Here is a 19,636-nt window from a genome sequence, read left to right on the forward strand (position 1 = left end):
TAGGCGTGCGGTCGGGCGACGGCGGCCGCGTCGGCGTCCACGACGGAGACGTGCAGGAGGACGGCATCGCCGGGGCTGAGCGCGGAAACGACTCAGGGCGGTCCGGCCACCCGTGACGAGTGGCGGAACCGCCCTGATCGAGGCCTGACCTTCCCGCTCGCGAATCGCTTCACGAGGAACCGGCACGATGCCCGTGGTACGCCCCCAGGGACTCGAACCCTGAACCCGCTGATTAAGAGTCAGCTGCTCTGCCAGTTGAGCTAGAGGCGCATCGTCCGCTACCGCGGCGCGAGAGAAGACATTACCCGACTTCTCCGAGAATGTGAAATCGGCACCGCGTCCCCGCACGCGACGCCCGCGCTCTCGCACCCCGCAGTTACGGTGGTGCCCATGACCGATACCCGACTCGCCGTGGGCGACCCCGCACCCGACTTCTCCGCCTCCACCGATTCCGGCACCTTCCGCCTCGCGGACCTGCGCGGCCGCAAGGTGATCCTGTACTTCTACCCCGCCGCGATGACCCCCGGCTGCACCACGCAGGCGTGCGACTTCCGCGACTCGCTCGACCGGCTCCACGCCGAGGGCTACGAGGTCGTGGGCATCTCGAAGGACTCCCCCGAGAAGCTCGCGCAGTTCCGCGAGGCCGAGGGCCTCACCTTCACGCTGGTCTCCGACGAGGACCGCGCGATCCAGGACGCGTACGGCGCGTGGGGCATGAAGAAGCTCTACGGCAAGGAGGTCGAGGGGTCGATCCGCTCGACCGTGGTGGTCGACGAGGACGGCACGGTGGCGCTCGCGCAGTACAACGTCAAGGCGACGGGCCACGTGGCCAAGCTGCGCCGCGACCTCAAGATCGACTGACACGCGCGGGAGGGACGATGCGCGGGCATCGGCCCGTATCCTGGTCCCCGCGCGCGAGTGGCGGAATTGGCAGACGCGCTGGATTTAGGTTCCAGTGCCCTCGGGCGTGGGGGTTCAAGTCCCCCCTCGCGCACGATCGATCCCGCACCGGCCCCGCCGGTGCGGGATCTGTGGCATCCGACCAGGTCCGCGCCACAATGACTCCGTGACGCACGATCTCCTCACCCTGGCGGCCGCGGGCTTCGTCGCGGGCCTCGCGGTGGCCATGCCGCTCGGCGCGATCGGCGTGCTGATCCTGCGCGAGGCGATGATGCAGGGGCTCCGGAGCGGCCTCGCTGCCGCCGCGGGCGTCGCGACGGTCGACCTCGCCTACTGCGCGGTCGCGGTCGCCGCGGGCGCGTTCGTCGCCGAGGCGCTCCAGCCCTGGATGACCACCATCGGCGTCGTAGCGGGCGCGGTCATCATCGGCATCGGCGCGATGATGCTGCGCGGGGCGCTGCGCCCGCCCGTGGCCGATGCAGGCGAGCCCGTCCGGGGCCGCCCCTGGCGAGTCTTCGCGCGCTTCGTGGGGCTCACCGCGCTCAACCCGGCGACGGTGGTGTACTTCCTCGCGCTCGCCGCGGTGGTCACCACCGTGACCACGGCCTCGTACGAGCCGGCGGTGTTCGTGGTCGCCGCCGGCGCCGCGTCGCTCCTGTGGCAGACGGGCCTCGCCGTCGCGGGAGCCGCCGTCGGCGCGCGGGTCCCGCCGCGCATCGTGCGGCTGCTCGGGATCGCCGCCGCCGTCGCGGTGATCGCGCTCGGCATCGTCGCGATCGTCGCCGCGCAGGCGGCGTAGCCGCACGCCGAGCCCGGGGCGCACCTGAGCCGCCGCGCATCGTCCCCCCGAACGGCGACGGCCCGACCTCCCCTAGGGGGGGAGGTCGGGCCGTCGCTCAGGCCGTGAGGGCTCAGGCGCTCTCGTGCTCGGCGATCTTCGCGCGGACCTCGTCCATGTCGAGGCCCTCGACCGCGCCGATGAGCTGCTGGAGGGCAGGGCCCGGCAGCGCGCCGGCCTGGTTGAAGACCATGACGCCGTCACGGAAGGCCATGAGCGTCGGGATCGCGGTGATGCCGTACTTGACGCTGAGGTCCTGGTGCGCCTCGGTGTCGACCTTGGCGTGGACGATCTCGGGCTTGGTGTCCGACGACTGCTCGAAGATGGGGGCGAAGCGCTTGCAGGGGCCGCACCACTCGGCCCAGAAGTCCACGAGGACGATGCCGTCCTTGCTCACGGTCTCGTCGAAGGTATCGGTGGTCAGCTCAACGGTGGCCATAGCTTCCTCTCTCTGGCATATATACCCTAGGGGGTATTCTAGCATTGTCGTCGGCACGGGTTTCGGTATCCAGGTTGTCATGCCACGGCGCGGATGACGGACCACGCGCGGCCACGCGGTAGAAAAGACTCATGACCGACATGGCCGAGCTCCCCGACGAACCCACCGGTTGGCTGTCCGACCGCGAGCTGCAGCACGTCCGCTCCGAGCTCCCGCTGGTGTACGTCAACGTGGTCCCCGTCCGGATTAATCCCATGGGCGAGGTGACCGAGGTCGGACTCCTGCTGCGGGCGATCGACGGCGTCATCTCGCGGGCCATCGTCGCTGGTCGGGTGCTGTATCACGAGCGCATCCGCGACGCGATCGTGCGCAACCTCGAGAAGGACCTGGGCCTCGCCGCGATGCCCCAGGTGCCGCTGTCGCCCGCACCGCTGGCCGTCGCCGAGTACTTCCCCACCAAGGGCCTCACCCCGTTCCACGACTCGCGGCAGCACGCCGTGGCGCTCGTCTACGTGGTGCCCGTCGACGGCCACTGCGAGCCCCAGCAGGGCGCGCTGGACCTCACGTGGCTCACGCCGGAGGAGGCCGCGAGCGACGAGATCGCGGCGGAGATGGCCGGCGGCCAGCACGTGCTGCTGCGCCAGGCGCTCGCTCACTGCGGCGCCCTCACCTGAGGTCGCGGGGCGCATCCCTCCCAGGTTCAGCCGGCGAGCGCCTCGGCGACGTGCGGCGCGAGCGCGCGGAACGCGTGGCCACGGTGGCTGATCTCGTTCTTGCGCTCGGGCGAGATCTCGGCGTTCGAGACGGTCTCGCCGTGCGCCCGGAAGATCGGGTCGTAGCCGAAGCCGCCCTCCCCCGCCGGCGCCCGCAGCAGCTCGCCCTCGACCACGCCCTCGCAGACCACCTCACGGCCGTCGGGCATCACCAGCACCGCCGCGCAGACGAAGCGCGCACCCCGATGCGCATCGGGGATGTCGGCCATCTGCGCGAGCAGCAGCTCGAGGTTCTCGCGGTCGGCGCCGTGCCGGCCGCTCCACAGCGCCGAGAAGATGCCGGGCGCGCCGCCCATGACGTCGACCGCGATGCCCGAGTCGTCGGCGATCGCGGGCAACCCGCTGCTCGCCGCGAGCGCGCGCGCCTTGATCAGCGCGTTCTCGGCGAACGACGTGCCGTCCTCGACGGGGCTCGGCGCGTCGAGCTCCTTCGCCGAGGCGACGTCCTCCCTGGTCAGACCGGGCAGGGCTGGCGCGAGGACCGCCCAGATCTCATCGACCTTGTGGGCGTTGTGCGTCGCGATCGCGAGGCGTGCCACGCTCAGCCCTCGAGCGCGACGGCCTGGAGCAGCGCGAGCTCCGCGTTGCCCGCGGTCGCGAGCGCGAGCAGCGCGTCGAGCTCGTCCTTGGAGAACGGCGCTCCCTCGGCGGTGCCCTGCACCTCGACGAACCCGCCCGCGCCGGTCATGACCACGTTCATGTCCGTCTCGGCGCGCACGTCCTCGACGTACGGCAGGTCGAGCATCGGCACGCCGTCGATGATGCCGACCGAGATCGCGGACACCGAGCCGGTCAGCGGGTTCGCGTTAGCCTTGATGGCGCCGTTGGCCTTGCCCCACGCGATCGCGTCCGCGAGCGCGACGTAGGCGCCGGTGATCGCCGCGGTCCGCGTGCCGCCGTCGGCGTCGAGCACGTCGCAGTCGAGGACGATGGTGTTCTCGCCCAGCGCCTTGACGTCGATGATGGCGCGCAGCGAGCGGCCGATGAGCCGGCTGATCTCCATCGTGCGCCCGCCTATCTTGCCGCGCACCGACTCGCGGTCGTTGCGCGTGTTGGTGGCGCGCGGCAGCATCGCGTACTCGGCCGTGACCCACCCCTCGCCGGAACCCTTCTTCCAGCGCGGCACGCCCTCGGTGAACGAGGCAGAGCACAGCACGCGCGTCCCGCCGAACGTCACGAGGCACGAGCCCTCGGCGTTCTTCTGGAAGCCGCGCTCGAAGGACACGGGGCGGAGCTGGTCGGGGGTGCGGCCGTCGGCGCGAGTCACAGTCATGGTGACGAGCCTATCCGCGCCCACCCACCCCCACCTCCCCGACAGTGGCAACGGAGCTGGTCCCGACCCGCCGGGGGTGGGACCGGTCACGCGGTGCGACGCGCCGGGAAACCGGGACGAGCTCCGTTGGAAGTGTCCGAGGGTGGGGGTCAGAGGACGTGGGTCTCGCCCGGGGTCGCGAGCGCCACCGGGGCGCCGTACGCGACGGCCGCGAGCTCGAGCGTCGCGGCGGGATCCACCCACGAGGCGACATGCGTGACGATGAGCTCGCCCACGCCAGCGTCGCGCGCGAGCGTGCCCGCCTGCGTGCCGTTCATGTGGATGCCCTCGGGGTTGACGCGCGAGTGCGCCCAGCCCGCCTCGGCGAGCAGCACGTCGCAGCCGCGCGCGAGACCCAGGACGTCGTCGCAGCGGTCCGTGTCGCCGGTGAACACCAGCGTGGTCGCGCCCTCGGTGATCGCGGACGGTCCGGCCACGCGCACCGCGACCGCGGGGACCGGATGCCAGGCGCGCGCCCAGGTGAGGGAGAACGGCCCGACCGCGGCGGTGTCGCCGTCGCCGACCGCGGTGAAGTCGAAGGTGTCCGCCGCAGCCGCGTCCTCGGATCCGGAGACCTGCACGATGCGCCGGTCGAGTCCCTCGGGTCCGTACAGGGGCAGCGGGGGAAGCTCCTCGTCCGCTGCGGGGCCGTACCGGCGCAGGACCGACAGCGCGGCCAGGTCGGCGCAGTGGTCGGGATGGCCGTGGGACACCAGCACGGCGTCCACGCGCGTCGGGTCGCAGTGCCGCTGCAGCGGCCCGATCGCACCCGACCCAAGGTCGAGGACGATGCGCCACGTGCGTCCCGCCGCATCGTCCGCCTCGAGCAGGTAGCAGGAGGCCGGCGAGTCCGGGCCCGCGGTGGAGCCCGCGCTGCCGACGACGGTGAGCCTCACGACGCCGCCTCCACGGCGGGCAACGGCTCCACCTGGCTCACCACGGGGCCGAGGAATCGCTGCGCGAGCGCCTCGAAGCGGTCGCGGGGCCCGGTGGCGTAGAAGCGGTGCGCGGGAGGACGATGCGCGGGGCTCTCGAGCCCGTTGGCGGCGAGGACGCGGTAGACGTCGCGCGCGGTCTCCGACGCCGAGTCGACCAGCGTGACGTCGGGACCCATGACGTACGAGATGGCACCGGCGAGCAGCGGGTAGTGCGTGCAGCCCAGGATCAGCGTGTCGACGCCGGCGTCCTGGAGCGGCGCGAGGTACTCGCGCGCCACGCGCATGACCTCGGGGCCGGAGGTCTCCCCCGCCTCGACCAGGTCGACGAAGCGCGGGCAGGCCTGGCTGGTGATGGTGAGGTCGGGCGCTCCCGCGAGGGCGTCCTCGTACGCCCCGGAGGTGACGGTCGCGACGGTCCCGATCACGCCGACGTGCCGCGACCGCGACAGGGTGGCGGCGCGGCGGGCCGCCGGCAGGATCACCTCGACCACGGGGATGCCGCGCTCGCGCGAGAACCGCTCGCGCGCGTCCCTCAGCACCGCCGCGGAGGCGGTGTTGCACGCGATCACGAGGGTCTTCACGCCGTCCGCGACCAGCGCGTCCATGATGTCGAGCGCGTGCTGGCGGACCTCCGCGATCGCGAGCGGGCCGTACGGGCCGTGCGCGGTGTCGCCCACGTAGTGCACCGCCTCGTGCGGCATCGTGTCCATGATCGCGCGCGCGACCGTGAGGCCGCCCACGCCCGAGTCGAACACACCGATGGGCGCGTCGTTCATGCCGTTCCTCCCAGCCTCACGGACACCAGGGACTCCTGGAGCCACGTGAGGGCGTCGTAGAGCATCCCGAGCCAGAGGCGCTCGGGATCGACCGGCGGCTCCGCCTCGGTCCCCTGCTCGGCGGCCTCGGCGGCGCGGGCGATCTCCGCGTGGAGCGCCTCGGCGTCCTCGTCGCTCGCGAGCGCGAGGCGCGAGGCGACCACGAGGCGCACGTCCGTGAGGGCCGCCGCCATGGGCATCACCTGCTCGGTGGGGACCACCCACTCGGTCGCCTCCGCGCTCAGGTCGTCCCACAGGCGGCGCAGGCGGGCGATCTTGGTGGCCCGCAGGTCCTCCTGGGTGAGCCGCCGGAACTCGTCGGCCACCTCGCGGTCGCGCGGCGCCGCATTCGGCAGCAGCCGCAGCAGCGCGGGATCCTCGGGCTCGACCGGATCGTCCTCGACCCCGTCGAGGAAGCGCAGGCTCTCCGCGAGGTCCTCGCGATGCGGCAGCGTCGAGTGCGGCTCCGAGCCGAACGACTCGGCGCCCAGCAGCAGCCCCACGTCGGCGACGATGCGCGCGATCACCAGGCGCTCCTCCTCGTCGAGCGCCGCGACGGCAGCGCCGTCGCGCTCGGCGAAAGCCCTCACCCGTCGCTCCGCTCGAGGGTCGCCCACAGCCCGTAGCCGTGCATGGCCTGGACGTGGATCTCCATCTGCTCGCGGCTCCCGCTGCTCAGCACCGAGCGACCCTTCTCATGCACCTCGCGCATGCGCGCCTCCGCCTCGTGGCGGGCGAGCCCGAAGTACTCCTGGAACACCCGGGTGACGTAGCTCATGAGGTTGACCGGGTCGTTCCACACGACCGTGACCCACGGCTCGCGCACGCGCGTGCCCACCCCCGCCTGGGGGTCGAGTCGTTCCTGGGTGCCCACGGCCCCAGCGTACGGCCGCGTGACGGAATCGGACGCTACTCGTCGCCCTCGTTGCCGAAGGCCGCGTCGAGGATCTCCTTGCACGCCGGGCACACCGGGAAGCGGTTCGGGTCGCGACCCGGCACCCACACCTTGCCGCACAGCGCGATGACCGGCTCGCCGCTCATGGCCGACTCGAGGATCTTCTCCTTCTTGACGTAGTGCGCGAAGCGCTCCGCATCGCCCGGCTCGACCAGCTCGCGGGTGTCGGTGCGCTCGATCGTCGCGGTGCCGCCCTGCGGCTGCGTCATCGGCTCAAGGGTCTCGCTCATGCCGCCCATCGTACGCGGGGCCTCCCGCGCGATCAGCCGACTGCGGCCAGCAGCCTGCCGGCGCGACGGTCGTACACGGCGCCGGCGGCGCGCACCCCGCCCGCGTACCCGCCGATGCCCAGGGCGGCGCCCATCGCGCACGCCACCCAGCCCCAGACCGGCGCCACCGTCAGCGACAGCACGAACGGCACCACGACGAACGGCACGATCGCGAGCAGCACCACCGACGACACCAGCTGCGCGAGCAGCCCCGCCCCCACCGCCCCGACCTCGGAGCCGAACGGGCTGGCGCCCGGGGCCGGGGCGCGGTAGGGCATGAGGACCGCGGAGAGCGCGGCGACGCCGAGGCTTACGCCCAGCACGCCCACGCAGGCGCCGAGCAGCCCCGGCGCGTCGACCCACGCGCCCGTCCAGGCGACGGTCGCGACCGCGACGGCCACGAGCAGCGGCAGGGACCACGATGCGGTCGCGGCCAGGCGGCCCCGCATGACCGCCTGGCCGATGCGCCCCGAGACGACGTCCAGCCAGAGCGCCGTCGAGTCGAACGCGACGTCGTTGTGGCGCCCCCACCCGATGGTCGCCGCGAGCACCAGGGGCACCAGGTACGACCACCGCCGGTCCAGGTCGAACACGGGCATCACCAGCACGAAGAAGGTGGCGGGCAGCAGCAGCACCCCGGCGAGCGACGCGAGGTAGCGCGGGTCGCCCGTCCACGCGCGCAGCAGCCGCGCATGGACCGCCGCGGTCGCCGGGTCGCGCGGCCTCACGTGCATGCGGGCCGGATCCAGCACGCGGTCGTGCCGCCGATGCGCGCCGCCGCCCCGCCCCCAGGGCGACACCAGCTGGTGGGCGACGTTGACGCGCCACACCGCGTGCAGGAGTGCGAGCCAGGTGCCCTGCAGGGCGATCCGCCACGCGGCGCCCCACCAGTCCCCCGCGGCCGCGTACGCGGGCGCGGCCGCCCCCGCGCCGAGCGGGGTGGCCGCCATGCGCTCGAGAAGGAGGTCGACGTCGGTCTCGATCACCGCCGAGAGCCCGTCGCGGAACAGCACGAACGCAACCGGGGCCACCACGGCGAGCCCGAAGGCGAGCGCCGCGAAGGTCGCGAGCTTGGCCCGCCGCGACGACAGCACGCGGGACGCCCACGCGGCGCTCACGCGCGCGCCCATGACGAGGCAGCCGTAGGCGAGCGCGAGCCCCGCGAGCGCGACCGCGAGGACCGCCGCACCGCTCGACCGCCACGACATCCCCAGCACCGCGAGCGCGAGCGCGAAGAACACCGCGGGCAGCGTGAGGAACGCCGCGACGGTGAGGCCGGGCATGATCGCGCGCGCCGAGACGCCGAGGGCGCGGAAGCGGCTCGCGTCGAGGGTGTCGTCCAGCCCTGACAGCACCAGCGGCAGCACCGCCCACCCCACGGTGATGAGCGCGACCGCCCCGACCAGCAGGTCGGCGCGCACGGCACCTCCCTGGCGCGCGAGCGCGTCCTGGCCCCACACGAGCCATGGGGCCATGGTCAGCGCCCACAGCACCCCCAGCCCGGCGACGAGCGCGCGCCACCATTCGCGCCGCGCGAGGTGCCACGCGGTGCGCAGGCGGATGCCTACGACAGCCGCAACCACGTGAGGTCCCGCTGGTCGCGGACATCGCCCACGAGCTCGACGAACCGGCCCTCGAGGTCACCGGTCGCGCCGCGCACCTCGGCGAGCGTGCCGGAGTCGAGGATGCGCCCCGCTCCCACCACCGCGACGTGGTCGCAGAGGCGTTCGACCAGCGCCATCACATGCGAGGACAGCACCACCGTGCCGCCCGTCTGGACGAAGGCCTGCAGGATGCGACGGATGGCGCCGGCGGAGACCGGGTCGACCGCCTCGAACGGCTCGTCGAGCACCAGCACGCGCGGCGCATGGACCAGCGCGCACGCGAGGCCCACCTTCTTGGTCATGCCCGCGGAGTAGTCCATCACCAGCGTGCCGCCGGCGTCCTCGAGGTCCAGCGCCGCCAGCAGATCGTCGCGGCGCTCCCGCACCACCTCGCGGTCGAGGCCCCGCAGGCGCCCGGCGTACGAGATCAGCTCCGCGCCGGTGAGCCGGTCGAACGTGTGCAGGCCGTCGGGCAGCACGCCCAGGAGCGGCTTGGCGGTCTCCGGCGCGGCCCACAGGTCGACGCCGAGCACCGCGACCGTGCCCGCGTCGGGCCGCAGCAGCCCGGTGGCCATCGAGAGCGTGGTCGTCTTGCCGGCCCCGTTGGGACCGACCACGCCGAAGAAGGACCCGGCGGGGATGTCGAGGTCGACACCGGCGACGGCGAGCGTCTGACCGAAGCGCTTGGTCAGCCCGCGCAGCGACAGCGCCGGTGCCGGTTCGATGCTCACGTCGTCAGCGTAGCGCCGCTTCCAGGCATGTCACCGGGCGGGAATCTCACGGGCACGACGGACGTTGCGCCACCGGACAGCCGCGAGGCAGAAGGAGGACCGGTGGACGATCGCATCGCGGCAGGCACCCGCATGGGCCCCGTGGAGCTGCGCGTCGAGGACCTCGACACGATGCTCGCGTACTACCGGGACGTGCTCGCCCTCGAGGAGATCAGCGCGGAGGGCGACCGCCGCGTGCTGGGCCGCGGAGGCGTCGAGGCCGTCGCCCTCACCCGCACGCGAGGCCTGCCCCGCTTCGATCGCCGGGGCGCCGGCCTGTTCCACACGGCGGTCCTGTTCGACTCGCGCGAAGGCCTGGCGGCGGCCGTGCTGCGCGTCGCGCGCGCGGCGCCCGGCTCCTACACGGGCGCGGCCGACCACCTGGTGAGCGAGGCGTTCTACTTCGACGACCCGGAGGGCAACGGCGTCGAGCTCTACTTCGACCGCCCGCGCGACGCGTGGCGGCGCGACGCCGCGGGCCGCCCTCTCATGGGCAGCGAGCACATCGACGTCAACGGCTTCCTCGACACCCACCTCACCGAGGCCGAGCTCGCGGCGCCCGCCGCCGCGGCGAGCGTCGGTCACGTGCATCTCCAGGTCGGGGACATCCCGACCGCCAAGGAGTTCTACGTCGGCGCGCTCGGCTTCGACGAGGTGCTCGACATGGGCAGCGCGCTGTTCGTCTCCGCGGGCGGCTACCACCACCACATCGGCCTCAACACCTGGAACTCCCGCGGCGCGGGCCCGCGCGCGGCCTCGCTGGGCCTCGGCACCATGGACATCGTGCTGCCCTCGGTCGACGATCTGGGCGCGCTGCGCGAGCGCGTCGCGCATCGCGGCGCGACGGTCGCCGACGACGGCCGCACCGTGACCGTGCTCGACCCCTGGGGATCCCAGATCCGGGTGACGGTCGGCGACGCGGCTTCCGCGTAGACGGCGTCATCGCTGGTCTCCGCACGATCTCGCGCGGGTCGCTGACACGTAACCTACGGTCGCGTAGGGTTACGGCATCCGCACCACCGGCGCCCGCGCCTGTCCTCGACTGGGAAGTCGTCCCCCACCGCCCAGGAGAGGTATGTCCGCGTCGCCGCAGCCCGCATCGTTCCCCGTCAACCGGATGACGTCGACCTTCGCGGAGCTCTCCGCGACCATCCGCGACATGGGCCTCATGAAGCGCTCGTACGTCTTCTACGGCGTGTACGGCGCGGCGCTCGCGCTCGCGCTCGGCGGCGTCGTCACGGGCATCGTCCTGCTCGGCGACTCGTGGTTCCAGCTGGTCATGGCCGCCGCGCTCGGCATCGTGCTGACCCAGGTCGCCTTCCTGGGCCACGAGGCGTCCCACCGGACGGTGCTCGCCTCCGGCCCCGCGAACGACCGCCTCGGCCGCGTCCTCAGCACGATCATCGTGGGCATCAGCCACCAGTGGTGGATGCGCAAGCACACGCGCCACCACGGCAACCCCAACCGCATCGGCAAGGACCCCGACATCGAGCGCGACACCATCTCCTTCGTCGAGGAGGACGCCGCCACCGCGCGCGGCCCGATCCGCTGGATCACGCGCCGCCAGGGGTGGCTCTTCTTCCCGCTGCTCACGCTCGAGGGGCTCAACCTCCACTACCGCTCGGTCGCGGACCTGGTGACCGCCGGCACGCGCCGCGAGCGGTGGATCGAGCTGCCGTCGATCGCGCTCCACTTCGCGCTGTACCTGGTGCCGATCTTCTGGTTCCTGCCGCTCGGGATGGCCTTCGCGTTCGTGGGCGTCCAGATGGCCGTGTTCGGCGTCTACATGGGGGCGTCGTTCGCCCCCAACCACAAGGGCATGATGATCGTGCCCGCGGACGCGCGCCTCGACTTCCTGTCGAAGCAGGTGCTCACCAGCCGCAACATCCGCGGCGGCTGGGCGATGTCGATCCTCATGGGCGGGCTCAACTACCAGATCGAGCACCACCTGTTCCCGTCGATGGCGCGGCCTCATCTCGCCCGCGCGCGCGAGATCGTGCGCGAGCACTGCGCCACGCTGGGCGTGCCGTACACCGAGACGTCGCTCGTGGAGTCCTACGGGATCGTGGTGCGCTACCTCAACCGCGTGGGCCTCGCGGCCCGGGACCCGTTCGACTGCCCCGAGCGCGTCGCGATGGGCCGCTGAGCGGGGACGATCAGCGGGTCGGAGCGTCCTCGAGGACCGCCTCGGCCTCCGCGACCAGGGCGGCCCCCGGCGCATCGTCCGCCTCGTCGACGCGCGTCCTGCCCGACACGAACGCGTAGGCGAGACCGATCACCACGGCACCGCCCACCAGGTTGCCCAGGCCCACCACGAGCATGTTGGTGCCGAACTGCGCGAGCGACACGTCGCCGCCCGAGATGAGACCCACGCCGAACACGGTCATGTTGGCGACCACGTGCTCGTAGCCGCCCGCGATGAACGCGAGCACGCACCAGAAGATGATGATCGCCTTCGCGGCCTCCGACTTCAGGCGGGTCACGCCCCAGATCGCGCCGCACACCATGATGTTGCACAGCACGCCGCGCCAGAACAGCTCGGCGGGCGTGTGGGAGATCTTGAGCGCGAGCGTGTCGGCCGCGAACTGGCCCGTCGCGCCCGTGAACAGTCCCGCCTGGACCATCACCCACGAGAACACGAACGCGCCCGCCATGTTCGCGAAGAAGATGCCGAGCAGCAGCCCGCCGGCCCGGGGCCACGAGATGCGCCGGCGCAGCGCGCCGAGCGGGAGCACCATCATCGCGCTCGTCGCGAGCTCGCCGCCCAGGAACACCACCGTGGTGAGCGCGATCGCGAAGACCGAGCCGCCGATGAGGCGCTCGAGCGGGTGCCCCGCGACATGGAGCGGGCCCGCGGCGGACCACATGAGGATCACGCCGGTGCCGACCCACATGCCGGCGAGCATGCCGGCCACCAGGAAGCGCAGGGGCGTGCGCGCGAGGCGCGACTTGGCGACGGACGCGTCGGCTTGGGCATCGACGGTATCGGGGAGAGTCAGCACGTCTCGACGGTAGGCGCTGCCGACGCGTCCGAGCAGGTACCTAGGTCCGGGGCGCGGCCGGATCGGCGGCACGGCCCGCCGCGACGATGCCCGCGTCGCCGCGCGACGCGCCCGCGAGCCTGCGCTCGAGGTAGGCCGCGGAGAAGTCGATGGTGATCTCGCACCACAGCGGGAGATGGTCGCTCATCTGATGGGTGCGCCACTGCGTGAGGTAGTAGCGGCGCGGATCCGCGGGCCGCTCCCCCGAGGCCGTCCTGAGATCGGTGTAGACGTCGGCGAGGTCCTGCTCGGTGAACACGGACTGGTAGTAGTCGAACACCCCGGCGCGCCCCGTGCCCACCAGCCGCTCGGGGTCCCGCAGGAAAGCGATCTGGTCGAAGTGGCGGTCGCGGCCCGCGTTGGAGGCGGCGGCGACCAGCTCCGTCGGCACCTCGAAGCCGTGGCGGGTCAGCGCGCCGAACGTCGCATCGTCCGTGCTGAAGATGTTGAAGTCCCCCAGCAGCACCATCGCGCGCGACCAGGCGTCGCGCTCGCGTGCGCGCGCGGCGAGCAGACCCGCCACCGCGTCGATCTCGGCGACGCGCTCCGCGGGCGCCGCATCGTCCGTGCCCCACGTGATGTGCACCGTGGTGAGGAAGAAGCGCGCCCACCCCGCGACGAACGCGACGATGTACGGCGTGCGCGCGAGCTGCCGCGCGTCGCCCGGCAGCACCAGTTCCCCGACGATGCCGCCGAGCCGGACCTTGCGCGAGTCGTACAGGAACGCGAGCCGTTCGCGGTTGCCGGGCACCCCCTCGGTGACGTCGGTGACCAGGAACTTCCACATGGGCCCGAGCAGCTCGAGCACGCGCCGCAGGCCCGTGAGGTCGCGGTTGACCTCCTGGACGGCGACGATGTCGAAGCGGTCGATGATCTCCGCGATGTAGTGCATCGCCTCGCGGCTCCGGCTGCCGAAGGACGCGGAGTCGAAGTCGCGGATGTTCCACGAGGCGAGCAGCAGCGTCCCCTCGAGCGTCTTCTCCGGGATCCCGTGGTCGGGATCCGCCATCTGAGCGCGAAGGAGGAGGAGGCGCTCGATGGTCCTGCGGTCATCGGCGTCGGCTGCGTTGAGATCCCGGTAGAAGGGCATGAGCCACCTCGACCATGGTCGCACCGCACGCCGATGCGCGCGCGGGCGGGAGCGGGCGGGAGAGGGCGGACGCGGCGCGCGGCGGCCGGGGTCGAGGGCCCACTCCCCCGACCCCGGCCGCCGCGTCAGCGCGTCACAGCCCGGCCACGCGGTCCTCGGGCGCCGTGAGGCCGGGGTTGGCCTCGAGGAACGCCACGAAGTTCGCGAGATCCTCGGGGCCGCCGAGCAGGTCGGTCCCCAACGTGAAGGCGTCGAAGTCGTCGCCGCCGCCGGAGAGGAAGTTGTACATCGCGACGCGGTAGGTGCCCGCCGGGTCGATCGCCTCGCCGTCGAGCATCATCGAGCCCTCGACCACCTTGCCGCCCTGCGGCTGCGAGTCGTCCCACGCGTAGGTGAAGCCCTCCGAGACGCCCAGCGCGAGGTACGGGCGGCCACGGGTCGGGACGTACTGCTGCTCGAGGGCCGCCTCGATGTCCGCGCCCGTCATGTCGACCGTGACGATGAGGTTGCCGAACGGGTTGACGTCGTACGCCTCGGCGTAGGTCACCTCGCCGCTCGCCTCCTCGTACTTCGGCGCGACCAGCAGGCTGGCACGCACGCCGCCGACGTTGGTGAAGGCGATCTCCGCGCCGCCCTCGTCCGCGCCGTCGGTGCCCCACAGGATCGCGTCGGCCACCAGGTCCGCCATCGGCGTCTCGATGCCGCGGTTCCCGCTCGAGTCTCCCGTGATGTCCTCGGCGACCGATCCGACCACGCGCGCCGCGAGCGGCCCCGACAGGGCGTCCCACTTCTCGGCGATCGCCGTGATCGCCGGATCGGCCGCCACGCCCGCCACGATGTGGTTGACCGCGGTGGTGCGCGCGCGGTCCACGTCGCCCGTGCGGCGGTTGAGGACCAGCGTCGTCTCGGTCACCACACGGCCGTACGATGCGGCGGAGGTCACCAGGCGCGGATGGCCCGCCGGGTCGTCGATCGAGCAGACGTAGGGCTCGTGGGTGTGGCCGGTGACGAGCATGTCGATCGCGGGCGACATGCGCTCGGCGATGGTGCGGATCGGGTCGGAGACCTGGTCGCAGTCGCTGACGCCGCCGCCCGCGGGGATCCCGCCCTCGTGCAGGAGCACGACGATGGCCTCGACCCCCCGCCGCTTGAGCTTCTTGGCCTCGGCGTTCGCCGTCCGGACCTCGTCACGGAACTCGACGCTCGCCACGCCGGTGGGGCTCACCAGAGTCGGCGTGTCCTCGAGGGTCATGCCGATGAAGCCGATCCTCATGCCGTCCACCTTCTTGATGGTGGTGCCGGGCAGCAGCGTGCCGGAGCCGTCCTTCTTCACCACGTTCGCCGCGAGCCACGGGAAGGCGGCGCCGTCGTAGGGATCGTCCGCGAAGTAGCACCCGTCGACGGGGTGGCAGCCGCCGTGCTGCATGCGCAGCAGCTCGTCCGTGCCCTCGTCGAACTCGTGGTTGCCGACGCTCGAGACGTCGAGGCCCATCGCCTCGAGCGACTCCACGGACGGCTCGTCGTGGAACAGGCCCGACAGGAACGGCGACCCGCCGATGAGGTCGCCCGCCGCCACGGTGAGCGACCGACCCTTGGGGGCGTCCTCCCGCAGGTCGTTCAGCATCGTCGCGAGGTACTCGCCTCCACCCACCTCGTCGGTGTCGTAGAAGTCGTCGCCGTCGGGGGACTCGAGATGCCCGTGGTAGTCGTTGAAGGACAGGAGCTGGACGCTCTGGAGATGGCCCGAGCCCTTCCCGTGGCCGTGCTTGTCGTGGCCGCCCTTCGAGCCCCCGAGCGCCGCGCCGGGCGCGGCCAGGGTGAAGGCGGTCGCGGCGACCGCGACCGCGGCGATGCCGGCGAGGCGGCGTGGAACTGTCATCATCGTTGATCTCCTGTTCGTAGGCCCTGGGATCGGCAGGTCTGCGAGCGGGCGATCAGCGAGAGAGCGCCGCACCTACGGGAAAACGTACTATCCCGACGTTTCCGACGAAAGGGTGCAGGCGGATCCACGCCGACGCGCGGCGGTGGCGGGCAGACGAACGGCCGCCGACCCCGACGGGGTGGCGGCCGTTCTGAACGACAGGGATGAGTGGAGATGCCGGGAATCGAACCCGGGTCCGCATGTCCAAACCGAAGTCTTCTCCGGGCGCAGCCTGAAGAAGGTTTTCTCAGCCCCTCACCCACCATCAGGCAGGTGGTGAGCGGGCTCAGTCATCTAGAAGTCCCGCAGTCCCCGATGACGAAGGACTGAAGCGAGTTCCCTGGTCGACGCCAGGATCCGGGTCGGGAACACCCCCGGGCTGACGGACTTCATGGCGCTCGCTTAGGCAGCGAGGGCGAAGTCGGTGCGCTTGGAATCGGCACCTATAGGTTGCAGAGGTCGTTTACGAGATAACTCTGCGTTCTCGGCCCGCTTCCCTCCGGAAGTAAACACACGTCGAAACCGATCATCCCCTGTGCAGTTGTGGTTCCAGTCTACCGGCAGGTCCGACAACGCCCAAGCAGCCGTCACGCGGACGATGCGCCGCCGGGCACGGGCAGGCCCAGGGCGATCCGCCACACCCAGTCGGCGACGGCCGCCGCCGGAGGGCGCTGCTCCATCGCGAGCCACTCGCCCATGACGCCGAGCACCATGCCGGTCATGCCGGCGGCGACGACGTCGACCGGCAGGTCCGCCCTCACGAGCTCGTCGACCTGCGGCGCGAGACCTCGGATCGCGTCGCCCATGCGCAAGCGCAGGCGCGCGAGCACCGCGCCGTACCCCGGCTCGGTGAACACCCGCGTGTACAGGTCCGCATGCTCCTCGACGTGCGCGAGGAAGCGCACGAGCGCCGGCGGCGGACCCGCGTCGAAGACGAGCGGGTCGAGATCCGCGCCCGCCTCCTGCGCCTTGAGGTCGAGCGCGTCGGCGAGCAGCGTCTCCTTGTCGGAGTAGTGCTGATAGAAGGTCGACCGGTTGATGCCCGCGCGCGCCGCGATGTCGCTCACCGAGACGTCGTCAACGCCGCGCTCGCGCGCGAGCGCGAAGAGGGCCTCCTGGAGGCGGCGGCGGGTCCTGACGATGCGTGCGTCCACGGCGCGATTGTGGCACCGCTCGCGCCATTCACCAAGTGATAACCAACACTTGTCGTGAAACTCGCAGGAGTGTCCTAGACTCGTCCCAGATGCGCCGACAGGCCCGGGTCACGCCCGCGCGGCCGCGCGGCGCATCCCGGCATCGTCGCCAGTCCCCCAGGACCTCCCACGAGAAAGGCTCTCCCTGTGGCCCACCTCCTGTACCGCATCGGCCGCGCGTCGGCCATGCGGCCGATCGTCGCGATCGTCGCGTGGATCCTTGCGCTCGCCGTCGCGGGCGGAGGGTTCGTCGCGTTCGGCGGCACCCTCACCGACAGCTTCTCCATCCCGGGCCTCGAGACCGAGAAGGTCACCGACCAGCTCACCGAGGAGATCCCGGAGCTCGCCGGCGGCTCGTCCCGCGCGGTGTTCCAGACCGAGAGCGGCGAGCCCTTCACGGACGAGCAGCAGCAGCAGGTGAGCGACGCGCTCGCCGCCGCGGAGTCCGTCGACGCCGTCACCGGCGTGATCGACCCGTTCGCCACGCAGGCGCAGCTCGAGGAGCAGACCGCTCAGCTCGAGGCCGCCCCGCAGCAGATCGAGGACGGCCGCGCGCAGCTCGACGCGGGTCAGGCCGCGCTCGACGACGGCCAGGCGCAGCTCGACGCGGGCCAGGAGCAGCTCGACGCCGCACGCGCCGAGCTCGAGTCGGGCCAGGAGCAGCTCGACGCCGCGATCCAGCAGGCGCAGGACGCCGGCACCTACGAGCTCGCCGCGGCGCAGTTCGAGGCGCAGCAGCAGCAGATCGACGCCGGCCTCGCGCAGATCGACGAGCAGCAGGCTCAGATCGACGAGCAGCAGGCTCAGATCGACGAGCAGCAGACGCAGATCACCGACGGGCTCGCGGAGCTCGAGGCGCAGGAGTCGCAGCTCGCGCTCGGCACGGACCTGGCCTCGGCCGCCGCGGGGATCACCACCGTGTCGGAGGACGGCACGACCGCGCTCGGCATCATCCAGTTCGACACGAACGTGTACGAGGTGGTCCAGGAGGACAAGGACGCGATCATCGCCGACGTCCGCGCGGCGACGCCGGACGGCATCACCGTGAACTTCTCCGCGGACATCGCCACCAGCGTCGAGGGCGTCATGGGCGCCGGCGAGGTCGTGGGCGTCCTGCTGGCGTTCGTGGTGCTCATGGTGATGATGCGCGCCATCTGGCCCGCGCTCATGCCCATCATCACGTCGGTGCTGGGCGTGGGCGTCGGCGTCGCGACCGCGCTCGCGTTCTCCGGCGTCGTGGAGATGTCCTCGGTCACGCCGGTGCTCGGCGTCATGCTCGCGCTCGCCGTGGGTATCGACTATTCCCTCTTCATCATCAACCGCCACCGCGAGCAGTACCGGCGCGGCATGGACCTCCACGAGTCCATCGGCCTCGCGAACGGCACGTCGGGCAACGCGGTGGTGTTCGCGGGCTCGACCGTCATCGTCGCGCTGCTCGCGCTCAACATCACGGGCATCCCGTTCCTGGGCATCATGGGCACCGTCGGCGCCTTCTGCGTCGGCATCGCGGTGCTCGTGGCCGTGACCCTCACGCCGGCGGTGCTCGGGCTCATCGGCGAGCGCGTGCTCGGCAGGAAGGCCCGTGCGACGCGCGGCGCCGCGGAGCACGCCGAGGCGCCCGTCCAGCCGATGCGCACCGGCGCGGCGCTCCTGCGCTTCGCCGCCGCGGTGGTCGGACTGCTCATCGTCGCCATCCCGGCGATGTCCATGCGGCTGGGCCTGCCCGACGGCACGCAGGAGCCCGAGGACTCGACCCAGTACATCGCGTACAAGACCGTCGACGCGAAGTTCGGCGAGGGTCTGAACGGCACGCTGCTGGTGACCGCCGACCTGCCCGAGGCCGTGTCGGATGACGACCTCCTCGCCGCCCAGGTCGCGGTGGTCGACACGCTCATGGAGAACGACGACATCAGCGCGGTCGCGCCCGCGGGGGCGTCGGCCGACAACGGCTTCCTCGCGTTCCAGGTCATCCCCGTCGAAGGCCCCGGAAGCGAGTCCACCGTCCAGCTGGTCTCCGACCTGCGCGAGCTTTCCCCGCTCGAGGACGGCACCGTCATCGGCGTCGCGGGCGAGGCGTCCGGCAACATCGACGTCTCCGAGAAGCTCGACGAGGCCCTCCCGGTCTACCTCGCCATCGTCGTCGGCCTGTCGATCATCATCCTCGTGGTGGTGTTCCGCTCGCTCATCGTCCCGCTCATCGCGACGCTCGGCTTCGTGCTCTCGCTGTTCGCGGCGTTCGGCATGGTGACGGCGGTGTTCCAGTGGGGCTGGGGCGGCGCCATCTTCGGCGTGCACGACCCGGGCCCGATCCTGAGCTTCCTGCCGATCCTGCTCACGGGCATCCTGTTCGGCCTCGCGATGGACTACCAGCTGTTCCTCACCACGGGCATGCGCGAGGCGTACGTCCACGGCACCGACGCGCGCCGCTCGGTGGTCGCGGGCCTGCGCCACGGGCGCGCGGTGGTCACCGCCGCCGCGATCATCATGATCTCGGTGTTCGGCGGCTTCGTGTTCTCGCACATCGCGATGATCCGGCCCATGGGCTTCGGCCTCGCGATGGGCGTGCTGTTCGACGCGTTCGTGGTCCGCATGGTCATCGTGCCGTCGCTCATGCACCTCGTGGGCGAGAAGGCGTGGTGGCTCCCGGGCTGGCTCGACAAGCTCCTGCCCAACGTCGACGTGGAGGGGTCCGCGCTCGAGCGCGAGCACCCCGTGCCCCACGCCGAGGAGGAGGAGCAGGCCGCTCAGGCCTGATCCGCTCCCGCTGACGCCGCGGCC

At 72.0% G+C, this 19,636-nt stretch carries 20 protein-coding genes, 2 tRNA genes and 1 other RNA gene; 7 read left to right on the forward strand and 16 right to left on the reverse strand.

Translation table 11 applies throughout. The annotated features are described in order from the left end of the window. Positions 1–194: 194 nt before the first annotated feature. A tRNA-Lys gene (locus AOM09_RS09035) sits at positions 195–270 on the reverse strand. A gap of 120 nt (positions 271–390) precedes the next feature. On the opposite strand from AOM09_RS09035, the gene bcp reads away from it, so the two are divergent. The 3 genes from bcp to AOM09_RS09050 all read left to right on the forward strand — a co-directional run bounded on the left by bcp (position 391) and on the right by AOM09_RS09050 (position 1,699). Next, positions 391–861, forward strand: coding sequence for a thioredoxin-dependent thiol peroxidase (gene bcp / locus AOM09_RS09040; protein WP_062387130.1), 471 nt, complete (start codon positions 391–393; stop codon positions 859–861). 51 nt (positions 862–912) lie between these two features. After that, a tRNA-Leu gene (locus tag AOM09_RS09045) sits at positions 913–994 on the forward strand. Positions 995–1,066: 72 nt separating this feature from the next. Then, a complete protein-coding gene (locus AOM09_RS09050) occupies positions 1,067–1,699 on the forward strand; it encodes a LysE family transporter (protein ID WP_062387133.1) in 633 nt (210 codons plus the stop codon). 112 nt (positions 1,700–1,811) lie between these two features. Here AOM09_RS09050 and trxA read toward each other — a convergent pair whose 3' ends face one another. Then, entirely contained in the window at positions 1,812–2,177 is a 366-nt protein-coding gene (gene trxA / locus AOM09_RS09055; RefSeq protein ID WP_062387136.1) for a thioredoxin, read from the reverse strand. A gap of 131 nt (positions 2,178–2,308) precedes the next feature. On the opposite strand from trxA, the gene AOM09_RS09060 reads away from it, so the two are divergent. Continuing rightward, a complete protein-coding gene (locus tag AOM09_RS09060) occupies positions 2,309–2,851 on the forward strand; it encodes a DUF4916 domain-containing protein (RefSeq protein ID WP_156162314.1) in 543 nt (180 codons plus the stop codon). A 26-nt stretch (positions 2,852–2,877) separates the two neighbouring features. On the opposite strand, the gene rdgB is transcribed toward AOM09_RS09060, so the two are convergent. From rdgB to AOM09_RS09105, 9 genes are all read right to left on the reverse strand, one after another. Next, positions 2,878–3,495, reverse strand: coding sequence for an RdgB/HAM1 family non-canonical purine NTP pyrophosphatase (gene rdgB / locus AOM09_RS09065; RefSeq protein ID WP_062387139.1), 618 nt, complete (start codon positions 3,493–3,495; stop codon positions 2,878–2,880). Beyond that, entirely contained in the window at positions 3,492–4,223 is a 732-nt protein-coding gene (rph, locus tag AOM09_RS09070) for a ribonuclease PH (protein ID WP_228375103.1), read from the reverse strand. Before rph ends, rdgB begins: the two co-directional genes overlap by 4 nt. Before the next feature lie 149 nt (positions 4,224–4,372). After that, positions 4,373–5,158 (reverse strand): MBL fold metallo-hydrolase, encoded by a 786-nt coding sequence (locus AOM09_RS09075; protein WP_062387142.1) that lies wholly within the window; start codon positions 5,156–5,158, stop codon positions 4,373–4,375. Beyond that, a complete protein-coding gene (gene murI, locus AOM09_RS09080; protein ID WP_062387144.1) occupies positions 5,155–5,976 on the reverse strand; it encodes a glutamate racemase in 822 nt (273 codons plus the stop codon). The genes AOM09_RS09075 and murI overlap by 4 nt, the downstream gene beginning before the upstream one ends. Continuing rightward, the gene (locus AOM09_RS09085; RefSeq protein WP_062387145.1) at positions 5,973–6,605 is read right to left on the reverse strand and encodes a DUF2017 family protein; all 633 of its coding nucleotides are present in this window, start codon (positions 6,603–6,605) and stop codon (positions 5,973–5,975) included. Before AOM09_RS09085 ends, murI begins: the two co-directional genes overlap by 4 nt. Continuing rightward, positions 6,602–6,889: an ATP-dependent Clp protease adapter ClpS gene (gene clpS / locus AOM09_RS09090; protein WP_062387147.1), complete on the reverse strand. Its 288-nt coding sequence runs from the start codon at positions 6,887–6,889 to the stop codon at positions 6,602–6,604. The genes AOM09_RS09085 and clpS overlap by 4 nt, the downstream gene beginning before the upstream one ends. A 35-nt stretch (positions 6,890–6,924) precedes the next feature. Next, on the reverse strand, positions 6,925–7,200 hold the full coding sequence (locus tag AOM09_RS09095) for a DUF3039 domain-containing protein (protein ID WP_082099009.1): 276 nt from the start codon (positions 7,198–7,200) through the stop codon (positions 6,925–6,927). A 32-nt stretch (positions 7,201–7,232) separates the two neighbouring features. Next, positions 7,233–8,822 (reverse strand): hypothetical protein, encoded by a 1,590-nt coding sequence (locus AOM09_RS09100; protein ID WP_062387150.1) that lies wholly within the window; start codon positions 8,820–8,822, stop codon positions 7,233–7,235. Further along, positions 8,804–9,574 (reverse strand): ABC transporter ATP-binding protein, encoded by a 771-nt coding sequence (locus tag AOM09_RS09105; protein WP_062387151.1) that lies wholly within the window; start codon positions 9,572–9,574, stop codon positions 8,804–8,806. The genes AOM09_RS09100 and AOM09_RS09105 overlap by 19 nt, the downstream gene beginning before the upstream one ends. A gap of 102 nt (positions 9,575–9,676) precedes the next feature. Here AOM09_RS09105 and AOM09_RS09110 point away from each other — a divergent pair, with 102 nt between their 5' ends. Beyond that, positions 9,677–10,546 carry a VOC family protein gene (locus tag AOM09_RS09110; RefSeq protein ID WP_228375104.1) on the forward strand — a complete coding sequence of 290 codons (870 nt, stop codon included), beginning with the start codon at positions 9,677–9,679 and terminating at the stop codon, positions 10,544–10,546. Between the two features lie 142 nt (positions 10,547–10,688). Further along, positions 10,689–11,759, forward strand: a complete 1,071-nt coding sequence (locus tag AOM09_RS09115) for a fatty acid desaturase family protein (RefSeq protein WP_062387154.1) — start codon at positions 10,689–10,691, stop codon at positions 11,757–11,759. A 10-nt stretch (positions 11,760–11,769) separates the two neighbouring features. On the opposite strand, the gene AOM09_RS09120 is transcribed toward AOM09_RS09115, so the two are convergent. The 5 genes from AOM09_RS09120 to AOM09_RS09140 all read right to left on the reverse strand — a co-directional run bounded on the left by AOM09_RS09120 (position 11,770) and on the right by AOM09_RS09140 (position 16,819). Further along, entirely contained in the window at positions 11,770–12,615 is an 846-nt protein-coding gene (locus tag AOM09_RS09120) for a formate/nitrite transporter family protein (protein WP_082099010.1), read from the reverse strand. A 40-nt stretch (positions 12,616–12,655) separates the two neighbouring features. Further along, the gene (locus AOM09_RS09125; protein ID WP_062387157.1) at positions 12,656–13,744 is read right to left on the reverse strand and encodes an endonuclease/exonuclease/phosphatase family protein; all 1,089 of its coding nucleotides are present in this window, start codon (positions 13,742–13,744) and stop codon (positions 12,656–12,658) included. A 133-nt stretch (positions 13,745–13,877) separates the two neighbouring features. Next, positions 13,878–15,626: a bifunctional metallophosphatase/5'-nucleotidase gene (locus tag AOM09_RS09130; RefSeq protein WP_062387159.1), complete on the reverse strand. Its 1,749-nt coding sequence runs from the start codon at positions 15,624–15,626 to the stop codon at positions 13,878–13,880. Positions 15,627–15,831: 205 nt separating this feature from the next. Further along, positions 15,832–16,199, reverse strand: a transfer-messenger RNA (tmRNA) gene (ssrA, locus tag AOM09_RS09135). A 53-nt stretch (positions 16,200–16,252) separates the two neighbouring features. Next, positions 16,253–16,819 (reverse strand): TetR/AcrR family transcriptional regulator, encoded by a 567-nt coding sequence (locus AOM09_RS09140; protein WP_062387161.1) that lies wholly within the window; start codon positions 16,817–16,819, stop codon positions 16,253–16,255. Between the two features lie 186 nt (positions 16,820–17,005). Here AOM09_RS09140 and AOM09_RS09145 point away from each other — a divergent pair, with 186 nt between their 5' ends. Continuing rightward, positions 17,006–19,612, forward strand: a complete 2,607-nt coding sequence (locus AOM09_RS09145) for an MMPL family transporter (protein WP_062387164.1) — start codon at positions 17,006–17,008, stop codon at positions 19,610–19,612. Positions 19,613–19,636: the final 24 nt, after the last annotated feature.

Origin of the sequence: Demequina iriomotensis (assembly GCF_000971395.1) — a bacterium.
In the GTDB taxonomy this organism is placed as follows: domain Bacteria; phylum Actinomycetota; class Actinomycetes; order Actinomycetales; family Demequinaceae; genus Demequina; species Demequina iriomotensis.